We start from the raw sequence: 18951 nt of genomic DNA, 5'->3' as shown, positions 1-18951 counted from the left end.
TCCATTTCGACCTCTTACCCCTACAATCCACGCATCATAGGGGGAAGCATGCATTCACGATTTAAAATACTCGATTCATTTTTGCTAGAGCACCAGATTTACTGGCGTTCAGAGCCTTTTCACCTATGTCAAACTCAACAGCAGCCGTGGAAAGAGGTCAATCGTCCACTCGTTGATTGGTTAGAAAGCTTAGATAATGAGAGTATTCAAACCTTAAAAGAGCAGCCTCAGCTTTTGGTCGAAGAACTGACTCGTTTCCTACCTGAATTAGATACTGCTACCCAAAACATCCAGTTCAATAACACAGCTTTGGTTGGTTTAGACCTCCCACGTGGTACTGCTGATGGTATTCCTGGCCGAAAGCTACATCAAATTGTCGCAATGGGCGAGGCTGCATTATGCCATCACCATGGCAAAGAGTGGCTCGAGTGGTGTTCTGGTAAAGGCTTTCTTGGTCGAATCCTATCTCAGCAATCGGATCAAAAAGTCACTAGCTTTGAATGGCAGCAATCGTTATGCGAAAGCGGACAAAAGATTGCGGATGACCAGAAGTTAGCGATGGATTTTGTTCAAGGAGATGCGTTTTCAGACAAGGCCGATGACGTGTTTAATTCGTACCAACATGCCGTGGCCCTTCATGCTTGTGGTGATCTTCATGTTGAGCTAGTTAAAAAGTCAGTGTCACATGGGCTACCAGCGGTCACTATTTCTCCTTGTTGTTATCATCTTATTCGAGACGAAAACTATCAAGCGATGTCTTCTATCGCGAAAAGCTCAGCATTAACGTTAAGTAAGAGCGACTTGAGAATCCCGCTTCAAGAAACCGTTACTGGTGGTGAAAGAGTAAAAAGACATCGTCAACTAGAGATGAGCTATCGTCTAGGCTTCAGCCAGTTGCTTAAGGCTGAACTTAACATTGACGAATACATTCCTGTACCGAGCATCAAAAAATCAGAGTTAGCTGAGGGTTTTGAATCTTTCTGCCGTTGGGCATCTGAAGTGAAAGAGCTATCGCTGGGCTCAGATATTGATTTTGACTCTTATTTGATTCAAGGCGAAGCGCTATTCTGGGAAATGGAAAAGCTGAGTTTGGTTCAACAAGTCTTTAGACGACCATTAGAGATATGGCTGGCTTTAGATCGCGCTATCTATCTGCAAGAGCAAGGTTATGAAGCTACGATTGAAGAGTTCTGTGAACGCAGTATTACGCCAAGAAATCTATTGATTCATGGGGTTAAAATCGAGCGCTAGTGGTAAACCGTACTGTTACGTGTTTTTACGAACTAAATCCATTAATGCAAAAAAGCCAGCGCGACATAATGTCGTACTGGCTTTTTGTTTAATGTGTATGAGTTAACTGAACGCTTCAACGAGAAGATTATTGCGTTCAGTTAGTCATTACATCATTAGTTAAACATTGCGATTGCTTCTGCTGGGTCTACGTATTCAAGGTCAAAGCTTTCTGCAACTTCTTTACAAGTTACTTTACCGTGAATAACGTTTAGACCTTCTAGGAAGCCTTCATCAGATAGAAGTGCTTCGCGGTAGCCTTTGTTCGCTAGCTTAACAATGTAAGGAAGTGTTGCATTGTTTAGTGCGTAAGTTGAAGTACGAGCAACAGCGCCAGGCATGTTTGCAACACAGTAGTGAACTACGTCATCAACAATGTAAGTTGGGTCTGCGTGAGTGGTTGCGTGAGAAGTCTCGAAACAACCGCCTTGGTCGATTGCAACATCAACAACTGCTGAACCTGGCTTCATCTTAGCGATGTGCTCTTTTGTAACCAATTTTGGAGCTGCTGCGCCAGGAATTAGTACTGCACCAATTACTAGGTCTGCTTCTAGAACATGCTTCTCAATGGCGTCTTCAGTAGAATAAACCACTTTTGCGCGACCTTGGAATTCTTCATCAAGTCGACGCAGTGTATCTACGTTACGGTCAAGAATTGTAACATCAGCGCGAAGGCCTACAGCCATACGTGCTGCGTTAGCACCTACAACACCGCCACCAACAACAACAACTTTTGCTGGTTCAACACCTGGAACGCCACCAAGAAGAAGACCACAACCACCGTTAGATTTCTCTAATGTTTGTGCACCTGCTTGAATAGACATACGACCAGCTACTTCAGACATTGGTGCTAATAGTGGCAAGCGACCCATATTATCTGTTACAGTCTCATAGGCTACGCAGACAGCTTTGCTCTTGATAAGCTCTTCAGTTTGTGGAAAATCTGGTGCAAGGTGTAAATAGGTAAATAATATTTGCCCTTCGCGAAGCATAGCTCGCTCGACAGCTTGAGGTTCTTTAACCTTTACAATCATCTCTGCTTTCGCGAAAACGTCAGCAGCAGTAGGAAGAATGGATGCGCCTACAGCGATGTAATCATCGTCTGAAAAACCGATACCAGTACCGGCATTGGTTTCTACAAAAACTTGGTGGCCGTGTGAGATTAGTTCTCTCACGCTAGCTGGGGTCATACCAACGCGGTATTCGTGGTTCTTGATTTCCTTAGGTACGCCAATGATCATCCTGACTCCTCATTTTATTTTGGTTGTTTTATCTATGTGTAGGGTAATTCTGTCGAATTAATATCTAGTATAGATAGGTTTAGATAAAATTTGATACTGAATATTAAAAAGTTGTAGTATATTTTTTTGCAAGGAAGTAATAAGGTGGAATAAAAAATGGCAGACAATTATAAGAAGCCGTCCAAGGAACTAGATCGTATTGACCGCAACATTCTTAATGAGTTGCAAAAAGACGGTCGTATCTCAAACGTTGAACTCTCAAAACGAGTAGGACTTTCTCCAACTCCATGTCTTGAACGTGTTCGTCGTTTAGAACGTCAAGGTTACATTACTGGGTACACAGCGTTGCTGAACCCACAGTACCTTGATGCTTCACTTTTAGTGTTTGTTGAAATTACGTTGAACCGTGGTGCGCCAGATGTGTTCGAACAATTCAACACCGCTGTGCAGAAACTGGATGACATCCAAGAGTGTCATTTAGTGTCGGGTGATTTTGACTATCTTCTAAAAACACGTGTATCTGATATGGGTGCTTACCGTAAGCTACTGGGTGATACGTTACTTCGTCTACCGGGCGTAAACGACACTCGAACTTACGTAGTAATGGAAGAAGTGAAACAAACCAATCAACTTGTGATTAAAACTCGTTAGTCACAATTGGTGAAATGAAAGAAAGCGGACATTTGTTCCGCTTTCTTGCTTTCTGGAATTGGGTTTTTCTGTTTGATATGGTTAAATCAACAGTAGTTTCATTGAAACGAGCGGCTTTGGCCGCTCGAGATGTTTTTATCCCTTTTAATTATTAAGTTGGTTTATGTTCAAGCAGAGCAGTAATAAAGTAGAAACAATCATTAAAACGAGTGAAGAGCCTCAGTCTCCTCGTTTGAGTGGTTCTCAACGTCTCAAAGAGTGCAGTCTGATTCTCGGTGTTCTCTTCTCTATTCTACTTGCCGTTGCGTTATTAACTTTTAGTCCTGCAGACCCATCATGGTCGCAAACGGCGTGGGGTGGTGACATTCAAAATGCGGGTGGCTACCTAGGTGCTTGGTTGGCGGATACGCTTTTCTTCGTATTTGGTTCTTTGGCTTACCCTCTGCCTATCTTAGTGACGGTTGCTGCGTGGGTTTTATTCCGCAAACGTAATGAAGACGAGCAGATCGACTTCATGCTGTGGGGCACTCGCTTACTTGGCCTGACTATCCTAATTCTTACGAGTTGTGGTTTAGCGGATATCAACTTTGACGACATCTGGTACTTTTCATCCGGTGGCGTGGTAGGTGACGTTTTAACAAGCCTTGCACTTCCAACGTTGAATGTTCTTGGTAGTACGCTGGTTCTTCTTTTCTTATGGGGTGCTGGTTTCACTCTATTAACCGGTATCTCTTGGCTAAGCATTGTGGAATGGTTGGGTGAATGTGCCATCAAATTTTTCACGTCTACTGTTAATAAGGCTCGTGGCCAAGACCAAGAGCTGCTTGAGCCTCAATTAAGAGAATCAGCAGACCGCGATTTAATCGAAGAACGTCATCACCAGCATCAAGCGCCAACTTACCGCGATGTTCCTGCTATAGAAGGCAACAAAGAATCAACAGAGCATGATCCGCTAGATCCTGCGATGAGTTTTTCTGCGACCAATGAGTCGTCAGACGTGGCGACAAATGCGCGAGACAATGCTGCATCGCCGAAGCGTCATTACAATATTCATATGCCTGTCGATGCTCCTGCGAAACAAGAAGCTCCTGTTCATGAACAACCTCAGGTTCAGCCTCAAGCGGTAATTGAGTCAGAGCAAACGATCCCTGCAGCAGCTGTTTACCAAGCGCCAGAAGAACCGCTAGAAGAAGGTATTGAGCGCTCTAAACAGTTGAATGCAACGATAGAGCAGCTAGAAAATGCGGCCATGTATGAAGATGACCTAGCAGAACAAGATCAGGTTGACGCGCGTGATTCTCAGGTTGCTTACCAACAATACATGCAGAACGAACAACCAGAAGTTGGCCCTGCTCATGCTGACCTTAGAAGTGCTGAACCAGAATTAGATAGCTCACCACAAGTAAATGGCGAATTTGGTTCTGAAGATGTTCAACCTGAATCTTTATACGCTTCACCTATGGGCGAGCCAGAAGCAACCGTGGAAGACGATTTCTCTGCACAACCTTCACCGTTTGATGTGACGGAAGAGCAAAGCTACCAACAGGGCTCAGAGCTTGAATCAGAACAGGCTGAAGCTGAATTAGCTGACGCAGCATTAATCGAAGAACAGTTTGAACCTTTCCCTTATCAAGAAGAACATTCAGAACCTGAACAGCCAACAGCACAAAACCTAGAGCCAACTGTTGATCTTCCTTGGGAAGAAGTAACGGAAGAAGAACCTGCGCATCAAGATCAAGATGTCGCCGCATTCCAAAGCATTGTTTCTGAAGCCCAAGCGAATATGGCAGCGGCGCAGAATCCGTTCTTGGTTCAACAAGATGTTAATTTACCTAAGCCTGCTGAGCCATTACCCACGCTTGAATTGTTATTCCACCCTGAAAAGCGTGAAACCTTTATTGACCGTGATGCGCTAGAGGCAATTGCTCGTCTTGTTGAATCTAAGCTAGCGGACTACAAGATCAAAGCAGACGTTGTCGACATTTTCCCAGGTCCAGTAATCACTCGATTCGAACTTGATCTGGCTCCAGGTGTGAAAGTAAGCCGTATTTCTGGCCTTTCTATGGACTTAGCGCGTTCGCTCTCTGCATTGGCAGTACGTGTCGTAGAAGTGATTCCGGGTAAACCTTATGTTGGCTTAGAACTGCCGAATATGAGTCGCCAAACGGTATTCTTCTCAGACGTGGTTGCTAGCCCTCAGTTCCAAGAAGCGAAATCGCCAACGACAGTGGTTCTAGGACAAGACATCGCTGGTGAAGCCGTTATTGCTGATCTATCGAAAATGCCTCACGTTCTGGTTGCAGGTACAACCGGTTCTGGTAAGTCGGTAGGTGTGAACGTAATGATTCTGAGTATGCTTTACAAAGCATCACCGGAAGATGTTCGCTTCATCATGATCGACCCGAAAATGCTTGAGCTATCGGTTTATGAGGGTATTCCTCATCTATTGTCTGAAGTGGTAACCGACATGAAAGATGCGTCGAACGCCCTTCGTTGGTGTGTTGGCGAGATGGAACGACGTTATAAGCTGATGTCAGCATTAGGCGTTCGTAACATTAAAGGTTACAACGATAAGCTTAAGATGGCAGCGGAAGCGGGTCACCCAATTCACGATCCACTGTGGAAGCCGGGCGACAGCATGGACCCAGAAGCGCCATTGCTTGAGAAGCTGCCTTACATTGTGGTTATCGTTGATGAATTTGCCGACCTAATCATGGTGGTTGGTAAGAAGGTTGAAGAACTGATTGCACGTTTGGCACAAAAAGCACGTGCGGCGGGTGTTCACTTGATCCTAGCGACGCAACGTCCATCAGTGGATGTTATTACTGGTCTTATCAAAGCGAACATTCCAACCCGTGTTGCCTTTACGGTATCAACCAAAACGGATTCACGAACTATCCTTGATCAAGGTGGTGCGGAATCACTATTGGGTATGGGTGATATGCTTTACTTGCCACCGGGTTCTAGCCATACAACTCGTGTTCACGGTGCCTTTGCATCTGATGACGATGTACACGCAGTTGTGAATAACTGGAAAGCGCGTGGTAAGCCAAACTATATTGATGAAATCACCAACGGCGAACAAACCCCAGAAACCTTGCTTCCGGGTGAGAAGATGGAAGGTGATGAAGAGGTCGATCCTCTGTTTGATCAAGTGGTAGAACACGTTGTTCATTCACGTCGTGGCTCAGTTTCAGGCGTACAGCGTCGATTCAAGATTGGCTACAACCGTGCTGCACGTATTGTCGAGCAACTTGAAGCTCAAGGTATCGTAAGTGCTCCAGGTCATAACGGTAACCGAGAAGTCTTAGCACCAGCGCCACCAAAAGATTAGTTCCGGTAGGAACTCATAACTATTCAGTCGGTCAAATCGAAAATATGACCGACTTATGTTCTAACAGGATTATTGATGAAAAAAGTATTCGCACTTTTATTTATGAGCTTCTCAGTGTTTGCTTCTCCGAAAGAAGAGTTGAGTAGCCGCTTGGCATTAAACGCAGGCTTCAGCGCTGACTTTAAACAAGTTGTGACCAGCCCTGATGGTGATGTTGTTATGGAAGGTGAGGGCACGGTAGAGATTGCACGCCCAAGCCTGTTCCGCTGGGAGACCACGTTCCCTGATGAAAACTTGTTGGTATCTGATGGCCAAAGCTTGTGGTACTACAGCCCGTTCATTGAGCAAGTGAGCATTTATTGGCAAGAGCAAGCGACATCACAGACACCTTTTGTCCTGCTTACACGTAACCAAGAAAGTGATTGGGATAATTATAATGTGGCGCAAACGGGTAACCAATTCACGCTAACGCCAACTGCTGTCGATTCTAATCAGGGTGACTTCCAGATTAATATCACCGAAAAGGGCATTGTTCAGGGCTTTAATGTGATTGAACAAGACGGTCAAAAAGGTGAGTTTACCTTTAGCAATGTTGATTTGGGTAAACCTGCAGCAGACCGTTTTACTTTTGTGGCGCCGGAAGGTGTCGAGGTCGACGACCAAAGAAACTGATCTAAAGAAGCAGATCGTTTGGTAGTACGTCGATAGGCATTAATGCCATCAACGAATCAAGAGATTGCAATTGAGTAATTACAGCTTAGATTTTGCGGGGGACGAAGATTTTCGTCCCCTTGCTGCTCGTATGAGACCGGAAACTGTCGAACAGTATATCGGTCAGCAACATATATTAGGCCCAGGTAAACCACTTCGCAGAGCATTGGAAGCGGGTCATATCCACTCGATGATTTTGTGGGGGCCTCCGGGCACCGGTAAAACGACGTTAGCCGAAGTAGCGGCAAACTATGCGAATGCAGAAGTTGAACGCGTATCGGCGGTAACTTCGGGCGTAAAAGACATTCGTATTGCGATTGAAAAAGCGCGTGAGAACAAGCAAGCAGGGCGCAGAACCATCCTGTTTGTGGACGAAGTCCATCGCTTTAACAAAAGTCAGCAGGATGCTTTTCTGCCTCATATCGAAGATGGTACCGTGACCTTTATTGGTGCGACGACAGAAAACCCTTCTTTTGAGTTGAACAACGCTTTGTTGTCACGTGCGCGTGTCTACAAACTGACTTCTCTCAATACCGAGGATATTTCCCTCGTCATCCGCCAAGCGATTGAAGATAAGCAACGTGGGTTAGGTGATGTGCCTGCTGATTTTGCTGATAATGTTTTAGATCGCCTTGCAGAACTGGTTAACGGCGACGCGCGTATGTCGCTTAATTATCTTGAACTGCTGTATGACATGGCAGAAGACAACGATAAAGGTGAGAAATCGATAACCTTGCAGCTGTTGGCTGAAGTGGCCGGTGAGAAAGTCGCTCGTTTTGATAATAAAGGCGATATTTGGTATGACCTAATATCTGCAGTTCATAAGTCAATTCGTGGTTCAAACCCGGATGCGGCTTTATATTGGTCGGCACGCATGATTGCGGCAGGTTGCGATCCTCTGTATATCGTTAGACGCTTGCTGGCGATTGCTTCTGAAGATATTGGCAATGCTGACCCTCGCGCAATGCAAGTCGCGATGTCGGCTTGGGATTGTTTTACACGTATTGGCCCTGCTGAAGGGGAGCGTGCGATTGCACAGGCGGTTGTTTATCTCGCGTGTGCACCAAAGAGTAACGCCGTTTATACAGCTTGGAAGCAAGCGTTAACAGACGCGCACAATCTGCCTGAATATGAAGTCCCTCATCATTTACGGAATGCACCCACAACTTTGATGAAGGACATGGGCTACGGGCAAGAATACCGTTATGCTCATGACGAACCTGGAGCTTACGCGGCTGGGGAAAAGTATCTGCCTCCTGAAATGGGAGAGAAGCAATACTATTTCCCAACAAAACGAGGCTTAGAGACCAAAATTGGCGAGAAGCTAGATTATCTGGCGGATTTGGACGCAAAAAGCCCACAAAAACGCTATGAAAAGTAGTCTTTTTTGGATATCGTTACCTAGTCATAAAAATTCAATTAAATCGTTAGAAATTGGTCGAAATAGCACCAGTTTTAGGGGTTTAGCAGTGATTCAGTAGCAAACTACTGAATATTCAAATAACTAAAGCATAGGATTAGCAATGCTGGATTCTAAATTACTTCGAGCTGAGCTGGATGAAACAGCGGCAAAATTAGCACGTCGAGGCTTCACCCTTGATGTAGAGACAATTCGTGAACTTGAAGAAAAACGTAAGTCCCTTCAGATGAAAACTGAAGAGCTACAAGCGTTACGTAACTCTCGATCGAAGTCCATTGGTCAAGCGAAAGCAAAAGGCGACCATGAAGAAGCTGAGCGTATCCTTGCAGAAGTAGGCAACTTAGGCGCAGAACTAGACCAAGCTAAAGTAGCATTGGCTGATCTTCAATCTGAGCTAGAAACGATCACAATGTCTATTCCTAACCTACCTGATGCAGAAGTGCCAGATGGTAAAGATGAAGACGATAACGTAGAAGTTTCTCGTTGGGGTCAACCTAAGACTTACGACTTTGAAGTGAAAGATCACGTCGATCTTGGCGAAATGTCTGGCGGTCTTGATTTTGCTAGCGCAGTTAAAATCTCGGGTTCTCGTTTCATCGTGATGAAAGGCAAATTTGCACGTCTACACCGTGCTATTGCTCAGTTCATGCTGGACCTTCACACTGATGAGCACGGCTACACAGAAATGTACGTACCGTATCTAGTGAACCACGATAGCCTTTACGGTACTGGTCAACTTCCTAAGTTCGGCGAAGACTTGTTCCACACAAGCCCGCTAACTGAGCAAGTAAGTGACGTACCTCTTAAGACTTTATCGCTTATCCCTACTGCGGAAGTACCGGTAACGAACATGGTTCGTGACACGATCACTGATGAAGCTGAACTGCCACTTAAGATGACAGCTCACACGCCGTGTTTCCGTTCTGAAGCGGGTTCTTACGGTCGTGACACTCGTGGTCTTATCCGTATGCACCAATTCGATAAAGTTGAATTAGTACAAATCACTAAGCCAGAAGACTCAATGGCAGCGCTTGAAGAGCTAACTGGCCACGCTGAGAAAGTACTTCAACTTCTAGAGCTTCCTTACCGTAAAGTGATTCTATGTACAGGTGACATGGGCTTCGGTTCTGCGAAAACTTACGACTTAGAAGTATGGGTTCCAGCACAAGAGACTTACCGTGAGATTTCTTCTTGTTCAAACATGTGGGATTTCCAAGCGCGTCGTATGCAAGCTCGTTTCCGTCGTAAAGGCGAGAAAAAACCTGAACTTGTACACACACTAAACGGTTCTGGTCTTGCTGTTGGTCGTACTATGGTTGCTATCCTTGAGAACAACCAAGAAGCAGATGGCCGTATTGCTATCCCAGAAGTACTTCAACCATACATGGGCGGCGTAACGCACATTGGTTAATTAGATTGATTAAGCATTAGGTTACTTATAAAACCCAGCCAACAGGCTGGGTTTTTTATTGCCTATAGAATAGTGCAGTGGCGAGAAATAAATAATTTTTGTTACCTATGTGTAATAGTGTTTTATTGATTTTGATAATTATTACAATCCTTAAATGTGGCTATAATATGCTCTTACCGCGGTAGGTATAGATTTTCTCGTTCAAATACTGAGGAGGGCTTATGGCCGTAGGATGGGCTGGTGACGATAGTGTCAGCCAGCAAATACAAAATACCATTGATGATGAGATCTCTCGTGTAAGAGGAAACCTTCGAGGTGGTGAGGGTTTGCGTTATTGTGATGAGTGTGGTGATGAGATTCCGGAACAAAGACGACTCGCGATCAAAGGCGTTCGTTTGTGTATAGAATGTCAGTCAATATTAGAGCATGACGCACATCGACATTCATTGTTTAACCGTCGAGCAAGTAAAGATAGCCAATTACGTTAAACTGACGGTTACCTTCAAGCAGTTAAGGCCTTACTTTTATGTAAGGCCTTTTAGTTTAATTAAATGATTTATTAATGAAGATATATAGAAATAATCGTCGCTCTTGTTTAGAGCAATAAACGCCTTATTTAAAGCAATGAGTATTTTGTAATGCAGTGTCGATAGCAGCGACCAATTGCTCAATATGTTGTGGTTTGATAATAAACGGAGGCATCATATAAATTAGCTTACCAAACGGACGGATCCAAACGCCTTGCTCTACAAAGTGAGCTTGAATGGCTTCCATATCGACGGGTGTGTGAGTTTCAACGACGCCAATAGCGCCTAACCAACGCACGTCTTTAACCAGTTCATGTTCTCGCAACGGTGGTAACAACTCAGAAAAGAGCTGTTCAATCTGTTGAGTCTGATTTTTCCAATGGCCTTGCTCGATGATGGATAAACTTGCCGCACCGACTGCGCAAGCCAATGGGTTGCCCATAAAGGTTGGCCCATGCATAAAGCAGCCCGCTTCACCGCCACATACCGTGTCAGCAACTTCTTTACTCGCCAGCGTCGCTGACAATGTCATATAACCACCAGTTAAAGCCTTGCCTACGCATAAGATGTCCGGTTGAACATCGGCATGCTCACAAGCGAATAGTTTCCCTGTACGGCCAAACCCGGTCGCAATCTCATCCAAGATCAGCAATACGTTGAATTCATCACACAGTAAGCGAACTTGTTTTAGGAACTCAGGGTGGTAGATGCGCATGCCACCAGCCCCTTGAACGATTGGCTCTAAGATCACCGCTGCGACTTCTTGATGGTGTGCTGCCAGCTTTTCTTTAAAACTATCGATGTCACTTGAGTTCCACTCATCCCAAAAGCCTGTTTTTGGCGAATCAGCGAAAATATGTTCCGGCAAAAAGCCTTTGTAGAGGCTGTGCATCGAATTGTCAGGGTCGGTCACTGACATCGCCGCAAAGGTATCACCGTGGTAGCCATCTCTTAGTGTGAGGAACTTTGAACGAGGTTGTCCTTTAGCGTGCCAATATTGCAATGCCATCTTGAGGCTAACCTCTACGGCAACTGAACCTGAATCGGCCAAAAATACATGCTCAAGATTACTTGGCGCGAGATTCAAAAGCTTCTTACATAGATCGATAGCGGGCTGGTGGGTGATGCCACCAAACATAACGTGTGAAACCTTATCGATTTGACTATGAGCTGCAGCGTTTAGCTCTGGATGATTGTAGCCGTGGATGGTTGACCACCAAGATGACATACCATCAATAATTCGTTTTCCGCCTTCTAATTCTAGGTAAACACCGTCTGCGTTGGTGACTGGGTAGCAGGTCAGAGGTGTTAACGTTGATGTGTAGGGATGCCAGATATGCTGGCGATCAAAGGCGAGATCCATAGTAACTTCCATTCTTGGTGCGGTTAAAAAATAACCAGATGTAAACTTTTGATATTATCAATGTGTTGACAGTCTAAAGCTTGTCGGTAGACTAGCCAAGCATAAATGCAATCTCTATTGATAGAGATGAAACATCAAATAATAAAAAAGGATCGACACGTGGAAGTTCGTCATGACTGGACAGTTGCTGAAGTAACAGCACTGCTTGAAAAACCGTTTATGGATTTAATGTTTGAAGCTCAAGTGGTTCATAGACAGTACCAAGAGCACAACCACGTGCAGGTGAGTACGCTTCTATCGATTAAGACTGGTGCTTGTCCTGAAGACTGTAAGTATTGTCCTCAAAGTGCTCACTACCGAACGGATGTCGACAAAGAACGCCTAATGGAAGTAGAGCGTGTTTTGGATGCGGCGCAAAAAGCCAAGAACGCGGGCTCGACTCGTTTCTGTATGGGCGCGGCGTGGAAAAACCCGAAAGAACGCGATATGCCTCACTTGACTGATATGATCAAAGGTGTGAAAGGTATGGGTCTAGAAACCTGTATGACACTAGGCATGTTAACCCCTGATCAAGCTGGCGAGTTAGCGGATGCAGGCTTGGATTACTACAACCATAACCTTGATACGTCTCCCGAGTTTTACGGCAGCATCATCACCACTCGTACTTACCAAGATCGTTTAGATACGCTATCTCACGTACGTGATGCCGGTATGAAGATCTGTTCTGGTGGCATTATTGGTATGGGCGAAAGTACCAATGACCGTGCAGGCCTGCTGGTAGAGCTAGCGAACCTTCCGGTACACCCTGAGAGTGTGCCAATCAACATGCTCGTGAAAGTGAAAGGCACACCGATGGAAAACGTCGATGATGTTGAATCTTTTGACTTCATTAAGTTGATTGCGATTGCTCGTATCATGATGCCAATGTCAGCGGTTCGTCTATCTGCAGGTCGCGAGAATATGAATGAACAGATGCAGGCGATGTGCTTCATGGCTGGCGCGAACTCTATCTTCTACGGTTGTAAGCTACTGACTACGCCAAACCCAGATGAAGACACGGACATGCAGCTGTTTAAGAAGTTAGGCATCAACAGCCAACAAGTGGCTCAGAAGCCTGATGAAATTCAAGAAAACGAACTGTTAGATCAAGTAGTGGAGCGCGTTGCTGCTCGTCCAACGAAAGATGACATGTTCTACGATGCCACTGTTTAAATCCCGTATCAAAGATGCCCTTGTTCAACGCCGTGAGCAGGGGCTAACTCGTCAACTTAAAGTGCTCGAAAACAGTAATGGTCCTTTGCTTAATTGCGAAGGTTCTCGCTTTATTAATTTTTCGAGTAATGATTACCTAGGCTTGGCGAACGACCCTGAATTGGTAGAGGCGTGGCAAGCGGGGCTTTCCCTTTATGGTGCTGGCAGTGCGGCATCGCCATTGGTCACGGGTTTTAGTCCTGCTCATAGAAATTTAGAAGCTCAGCTGTGTGAATGGTTGGGCTTTGAACGTGCGATTCTCTTTAGTTCTGGTTTCAGTGCGAACCAAGCCTTGTTGTTTTCTCTGCTCGAAAAAGACGACTCTCTGCTGCAAGACAAGCTTAATCACGCCTCTTTGATGGAAGCGGGGATGCTTTCTCATGCAACCATGAAACGCTTTAAACACAACGACACGCAGCATCTAGAGTCTCTATTAAGCCGATCTCTACAATCCTTGGTCGTCACTGAGGGCGTATTCAGCATGGACGGCGATCAAGCGCCTCTCAGCCAGATATCTAACCTGACTCATCAATACGACAGTTGGTTGGCGGTTGATGATGCCCACGGTATCGGCGTATTAGGTGATAAAGGAGCTGGGAGTTGCAGTGCAGCACAAATCTCCCCCGATATTTTGGTGGTGACCTTTGGCAAAGCATTTGGCGTTTCTGGTGCTGCGATTCTTTGTTCGTCAGAAGTGGGTGATTACTTAACTCAGTTTGCTCGTCATCATGTGTACTCGACGGCGATGCCACCTTCACAAGCGGTGGCTTTATCTCATGCCTGTAAGATGACTCAAACTCAAGAGTGGCGCCGAGAAAAGCTGACTGAGTTAGGGTCTCTCTATGCAGAGCAGGTGAGCGGCTTGAAAGGCTTTGTGGATACTCAGACTCCGATTAAGCCATTTGTGATAGGTGAAGCACAAGCGGCATTATCAATAGCTGAAGAGTTAAAGCAAAACCAAGTTTGGGTGACCGCAATAAGGCCGCCAGCCATACCTGCTGGAACTGCTCGATTACGAATCACGTTAACAGCTAACCATAGCCCAAAACAGATTCTCCAGTTAACCAGGTCGTTGCATCAAGCCATTGAACGAAACATCGACTTAAGCACTGAACCGGGTATCCATCCAAGCTTTGAATCAAATAAAGAGGCTCAGTAAATGTCACAAGAAGCAGTAGTGCATAATTACGTTGGCCAAGATAAGAGTGCGATTGCCGAAGCCTTTGGTAAAGCGGCAACAACCTATGACAAACACGCTGAATTTCAACGCGATGTTGGCCACCGATTACTGGATAAATTACCCAGCGATCTGTCAGGCTTTAAGGTGCTGGATCTAGGTTGTGGTACTGGCTATTTCTCCGAGCAACTTGTAAAACGAGGCGCCGAAGTGGTTTGCGCTGATCTTTCTGTTGGAATGCTAGCAACAGCAGAGAAGCGGTGTGGTGCATCTGTATCTTTATATCAACAAGCCGATGCCGAACAATTGCCGTTTGAAGATGGGTGCTTTGACATCGTTTTCTCTAGCCTTGCGTTGCAATGGTGTGACGATTTGTCGTCGCCTTTGAGAGAGATGAAGCGTGTTACAGCGGCTGGTGGGCGTGTTATTTTCTCAACTTTGCTTGATGGGTCGCTGTTTGAACTGAAAAAGTCGTGGTCCAAAATTGACGCACATCAACACGTTAACCATTTTATTACAATCAATAAGGTAAAAATTGCGTTAGCGCAATCTAGCTGTACCGTTCATCAACTAGACTTGCCCACCATCACCGTTTGGTACGACACTGCGTTTGAACTGATGCGCGACCTTAAAGGTATCGGCGCTAATCACGTAAGTGGTCGCTCACAAGGTTTAACAAGTCGTCGCATGTTGCAGCTTGTTGATCGGGAATATCGAGAGTTTAAGAACCATCAAGGTTTCTTACCAGCAACATATCAAGTTTGTTTAGGGGTTATTCAATTATGATTGATGCATTATTCATTGCAGGTACGGATACCGAAGTGGGAAAAACTGTGGTTTCAAAAGCGATTCTTCAAGCTTTGGCCGCACAAGATTTATCAACAATTGGTTACAAGCCAGTTGCTGCAGGGAGTGAAAAATCCCCTGAAGGACTACGTAATAGTGATGCACTGCATCTTCAAGAAGCGGCGACGCAAGATATTGCTTACGAAGACGTCAATCCATACGCGTTGTTGCTACCATCATCGCCTCACATCGCTGCTAAGCATGATGGTGTTGTAATTGATGAGGCGGTATTATCAGCGAAGCTAGAAGAGCATAAGAAAAACTCTGACATCGTGTTAGTTGAAGGTGCTGGTGGTTGGCGAGTCCCGGTTTCAGACGATGAATATCTTTCTAGCTGGGTTAAAAAAGAGCAACTGCCAGTGGTACTGACTGTGGGTATTAAACTTGGTTGTTTGAGCCACGCTCTATTAACGGCAGAAGCGATTCGTGCTGATGGCCTAAACCTAGTAGGTTGGGTCGCAAACCGTATCAATCCAGGTACTGAGCACTACGCAGATATTATTGCGATGCTTGAAGATAAGTTAGGTGCACCTAAGTTAGGTGAAATCCCTTACGTCCCAAAAGCGAAGTCTAAAAACATTGGTAAGTACATTGATGTGCAGCCTTTGCTTGCGCTTTAATTACCACGTTATGTACTAAATAAGAAAAGGGCTGCGATTGCAGCCCTTTTGCTATTTTAAGCCTTTAGACCTTGAGTTGATAAACAACCGGTCTTTTAATAAACAAGCTTAGAACTAATGTTCTTTAGTCAGTCCCATTAAAGCTTGCTGAGTTTCTGTGATTTTTGTCTGTGCCGTTTGCGGTGTTAGGATTCCAACCTGCTTTTTCGCTTCTTCTTCAGTAATCCCTAGGTGACAGCACAGTAAATCGATAGCCATTTGAGTGTTAGTACCTTCAACCATGATCCTTTCCTTTTTGTACATGGACTAGCCAATAAATCATCTGAAGTCACTGTAAACGGATTGTTATATCGACACCATACGACTTAGGTCTAATAGAGTGGATTTAATTCGGATATGGTCTCGTAATCAAATGTTGCAATTTAATGCTTAACCTTGTTTTCTTAATCTAAGACTATATGTATAAGTAAGTATAAGTCTTCAAGGTTGAAACTATTGCTGTCTGCCTTGTCTATAACAATAAGTTTTATAAAAACAGCTTTCATGCGGAGATAAGTAATGAAGCGAGTAATGTTGTTCCTTGCAACTAACCTAGCGGTTGTATTGGTACTAAGTGTTGTTCTTAATATTGTATACGCAGTCACAGGTATGCAACCCGGTAGCCTATCAGGCTTATTGGTGATGGCTGCGGTATTTGGTTTTGGCGGCTCATTCATTTCATTAATGATGTCGAAGAAAATGGCGCTACGCTCTGTAGGCGGCATGGTCATTGAAAGCCCACGTAACGAAACAGAACATTGGTTGATGGAGACGGTAAGCCGTCAATCTCAACAAGTTGGTATTGGTATGCCAACAGTGGCGATCTACGACTCGCCAGACATCAACGCATTCGCGACAGGTGCTAAGCGTGACGATTCATTGGTAGCAGTATCAACAGGCCTGCTGCACAACATGACGCGTGATGAAGCTGAAGCAGTATTAGCGCATGAAGTGAGCCACATCGCGAACGGTGATATGGTGACCATGACGTTAATGCAAGGTGTAGTGAACACGTTCGTTATCTTCCTATCTCGTTTCATCGCCAACATTGTTGCGTCGAATGACAACGAAGAAGAGGGTGGCAGCAACATGATGGTGTACTTCGGTGTGTCTATGGTGCTGGAACTGGTATTTGGTTTCCTAGCGAGCTTCATTACCATGTGGTACAGCCGCCACCGTGAGTTCCATGCTGATGCAGGTGCTGCGCACTTGGTTGGTAAAGAGAAGATGATTGCAGCGCTAGAGCGTCTAAAGGTGAGCCATGAGCCACAACTAGAAGGTTCTATGATGGCGTTTGGTATCAACGGTAAGAAGTCTCTAACTGAGCTTCTAATGAGCCACCCGCCGCTAGACAAGCGTATTGCTTCTCTACGTAACATGTAATCGCTACGTATTCTTCAGTCGCTAATCGACAAGATACATTTGAAAGGCTTCCTTCGGGAGGTCTTTTTTGATCTTGGCGTTTAAGATAACAAGTGTTGAGACATGAAGTATGAGATATGAGGTGCAGTTGTCGCTAGGTGATTAAATTGAATCAGTAGGAGACGAGTCGATCAATTGGAGAAGGCTTGGTGTTCTTATGTTGACGATTCTTGTGGCGATAGATTTAGTTCCACGCAATAAAAAGGCTTCCACATGGGAAGCCTTAGTCTATTCTGCGATTCGAAATTCGAATATTACAGCTTGTCAGTTAGCTCGATTGCTTGACCGATGTAGTTTGCTGGAGTCATCTCTTTCAGACGAACTTTCTCGTCTGCAGGAATCTCAAGACCATCGATGAATGCACGCATGCCTTCGCCATCTACACGTTTACCACGAGTTAGCTCTTTTAGCTTCTCGTATGGTTTTTCAATGCCGTAACGACGCATTACTGTTTGTACTGGTTCAGCCAATACTTCCCAGTTCTTGTCTAGTTCAGCAAGTAGCGCAGCGCGGTTAACTTCAAGCTTGCTAATACCTTTCAGAGTCGAAGTGTATGCAATGATTGCGTAGCCAACACCCACACCTAGGTTACGAAGAACCGTAGAGTCAGTAAGGTCACGCTGCCAGCGAGAAACTGGAAGTTTTTGTGCAAGGTGGCTGAATACTGCGTTCGCTAGACCAAGGTTGCCTTCAGAGTTTTCGAAGTCAATTGGGTTAACTTTATGCGGCATTGTCGAAGAACCGATTTCGCCAGCAATAGTCTTCTGCTTGAAGTGACCAAGAGCGATGTAACCCCAAACGTCACGGTCGAAGTCTAGAAGGATAGTGTTGAAACGAGCAATTGCATCGAATAGCTCAGCGATGTAATCGTGAGGTTCGATTTGAGTTGTGTACGGGTTCCAAGTTACGCCAAGAGATTCAGTGATGAACTCTTCGCTAAACTGGTGCCATTCAACTTCTGGGTATGCAGAAAGGTGTGCGTTGTAGTTACCTACAGCACCGTTGATTTTCGCTAGGATCTCAACGTTTTCGATTTGCTTGTATTGACGTTCCATACGGTACGCAACGTTAGCCATCTCTTTACCCATAGTAGAAGGAGAAGCTGGCTGACCGTGTGTACGAGACAGTAATGGAATATCACGGTACTCGTTCGCAAGTGCTTTGATAGCATCAATTACGTTACGGATTTCTGGAAGAATCACTGTGTCACGAGCTTCTTTAAGCATAAGCGCGTGAGAGGTGTTGTTGATGTCTTCAGAAGTACATGCAAAGTGAATAAATTCGTTTACAGCGTGAAGTTCAGGAACGCCAGCAACTTTCTCTTTCAAGAAGTACTCAACCGCTTTAACGTCGTGGTTAGTCGTGCGCTCGATCTCTTTGATACGTAGAGCATCTTCTTCGCTGAAGTTAGCGGCTAGTTCATCAAGAAACTGGTTAGCTTCTGCACTGAACGCTGGTACTTCTTTGATTGCATCAGTTGCTGCAAGCTTTTGTAACCAACGAATTTCAACGATAGAGCGGTACTTTAGTAGTCCAAACTCACTAAAGATGCTGCGTAATGCAATAGTCTTACTTCCGTAACGGCCGTCTACTGGTGAAACAGCAGTCAATGCTGACAGTTCCATGGTGTTCTCCTGAATTGAGTTTT

Annotated in this window: 16 protein-coding genes; 12 read left to right on the top strand and 4 right to left on the bottom strand. The window is 45.0% G+C overall.

Going from position 1 to position 18951, the window contains the following annotated elements; genetic code table 11:
- Positions 1-48: 48 nt before the first annotated feature.
- Complete coding sequence (locus AB4585_RS00950; protein WP_065583860.1) at positions 49-1251, top strand: methyltransferase; 1203 nt, start codon at positions 49-51, stop codon at positions 1249-1251.
- A gap of 155 nt (positions 1252-1406) precedes the next feature.
- Here the strand turns inward: AB4585_RS00950 and ald are convergent, their stop codons facing one another.
- Positions 1407-2531, bottom strand: coding sequence for an alanine dehydrogenase (gene ald / locus AB4585_RS00945; RefSeq protein WP_017060246.1), 1125 nt, complete (start codon positions 2529-2531; stop codon positions 1407-1409).
- Between the two features lie 156 nt (positions 2532-2687).
- On the opposite strand from ald, the gene lrp reads away from it, so the two are divergent.
- The 6 genes from lrp (at position 2688) to AB4585_RS00915 (ending at position 10546) form a co-directional block, all read left to right on the top strand.
- Positions 2688-3182 carry a leucine-responsive transcriptional regulator Lrp gene (gene lrp / locus AB4585_RS00940; RefSeq protein WP_004734558.1) on the top strand — a complete coding sequence of 165 codons (495 nt, stop codon included), beginning with the start codon at positions 2688-2690 and terminating at the stop codon, positions 3180-3182.
- A gap of 163 nt (positions 3183-3345) precedes the next feature.
- On the top strand, positions 3346-6516 hold the full coding sequence (locus AB4585_RS00935; RefSeq protein WP_372169241.1) for a DNA translocase FtsK 4TM domain-containing protein: 3171 nt from the start codon (positions 3346-3348) through the stop codon (positions 6514-6516).
- 75 nt (positions 6517-6591) lie between these two features.
- The gene (gene lolA / locus AB4585_RS00930; RefSeq protein ID WP_017060248.1) at positions 6592-7188 is read left to right on the top strand and encodes an outer membrane lipoprotein chaperone LolA; all 597 of its coding nucleotides are present in this window, start codon (positions 6592-6594) and stop codon (positions 7186-7188) included.
- A 64-nt stretch (positions 7189-7252) separates the two neighbouring features.
- Positions 7253-8608 (top strand): replication-associated recombination protein A, encoded by a 1356-nt coding sequence (locus AB4585_RS00925; RefSeq protein WP_276605534.1) that lies wholly within the window; start codon positions 7253-7255, stop codon positions 8606-8608.
- Between the two features lie 142 nt (positions 8609-8750).
- A complete protein-coding gene (gene serS, locus AB4585_RS00920) occupies positions 8751-10058 on the top strand; it encodes a serine--tRNA ligase (RefSeq protein ID WP_017060250.1) in 1308 nt (435 codons plus the stop codon).
- Between the two features lie 221 nt (positions 10059-10279).
- A complete protein-coding gene (locus tag AB4585_RS00915; RefSeq protein WP_372154904.1) occupies positions 10280-10546 on the top strand; it encodes a DksA/TraR family C4-type zinc finger protein in 267 nt (88 codons plus the stop codon).
- 124 nt (positions 10547-10670) lie between these two features.
- On the opposite strand, the gene bioA is transcribed toward AB4585_RS00915, so the two are convergent.
- Complete coding sequence (gene bioA / locus AB4585_RS00910) at positions 10671-11948, bottom strand: adenosylmethionine--8-amino-7-oxononanoate transaminase (RefSeq protein WP_372103089.1); 1278 nt, start codon at positions 11946-11948, stop codon at positions 10671-10673.
- A gap of 159 nt (positions 11949-12107) precedes the next feature.
- Here bioA and bioB point away from each other — a divergent pair, with 159 nt between their 5' ends.
- From bioB to bioD, 4 genes are read left to right on the top strand one after another with little or no spacing between them, the layout of a single operon-like run.
- Positions 12108-13160: a biotin synthase BioB gene (bioB, locus tag AB4585_RS00905; RefSeq protein ID WP_016792500.1), complete on the top strand. Its 1053-nt coding sequence runs from the start codon at positions 12108-12110 to the stop codon at positions 13158-13160.
- Complete coding sequence (gene bioF, locus AB4585_RS00900; protein ID WP_017060253.1) at positions 13147-14358, top strand: 8-amino-7-oxononanoate synthase; 1212 nt, start codon at positions 13147-13149, stop codon at positions 14356-14358. Before bioB ends, bioF begins: the two co-directional genes overlap by 14 nt.
- On the top strand, positions 14359-15162 hold the full coding sequence (gene bioC, locus AB4585_RS00895) for a malonyl-ACP O-methyltransferase BioC (protein ID WP_017060254.1): 804 nt from the start codon (positions 14359-14361) through the stop codon (positions 15160-15162). It begins immediately after the preceding gene.
- Positions 15159-15842 (top strand): dethiobiotin synthase, encoded by a 684-nt coding sequence (bioD, locus tag AB4585_RS00890; RefSeq protein WP_017060255.1) that lies wholly within the window; start codon positions 15159-15161, stop codon positions 15840-15842. Before bioC ends, bioD begins: the two co-directional genes overlap by 4 nt.
- A 114-nt stretch (positions 15843-15956) precedes the next feature.
- On the opposite strand, the gene AB4585_RS00885 is transcribed toward bioD, so the two are convergent.
- The gene (locus AB4585_RS00885) at positions 15957-16124 is read right to left on the bottom strand and encodes a hypothetical protein (protein ID WP_017060256.1); all 168 of its coding nucleotides are present in this window, start codon (positions 16122-16124) and stop codon (positions 15957-15959) included.
- A gap of 276 nt (positions 16125-16400) precedes the next feature.
- Here AB4585_RS00885 and htpX point away from each other — a divergent pair, with 276 nt between their 5' ends.
- On the top strand, positions 16401-17264 hold the full coding sequence (gene htpX / locus AB4585_RS00880) for a protease HtpX (RefSeq protein WP_060982833.1): 864 nt from the start codon (positions 16401-16403) through the stop codon (positions 17262-17264).
- A 293-nt stretch (positions 17265-17557) separates the two neighbouring features.
- Here htpX and purB read toward each other — a convergent pair whose 3' ends face one another.
- The gene (purB, locus tag AB4585_RS00875; protein WP_017065316.1) at positions 17558-18928 is read right to left on the bottom strand and encodes an adenylosuccinate lyase; all 1371 of its coding nucleotides are present in this window, start codon (positions 18926-18928) and stop codon (positions 17558-17560) included.
- Between the last annotated feature and the right edge of the window lie 23 nt (positions 18929-18951).

Source organism: Vibrio sp. 10N.222.49.C9 (assembly GCF_041474985.1).
In the GTDB taxonomy this organism is placed as follows: domain Bacteria; phylum Pseudomonadota; class Gammaproteobacteria; order Enterobacterales; family Vibrionaceae; genus Vibrio; species Vibrio crassostreae_C.
The sequence above is the reverse complement of the archived record's forward strand: the minus strand, read 5'-3'. Positions and strand labels throughout refer to the sequence as shown.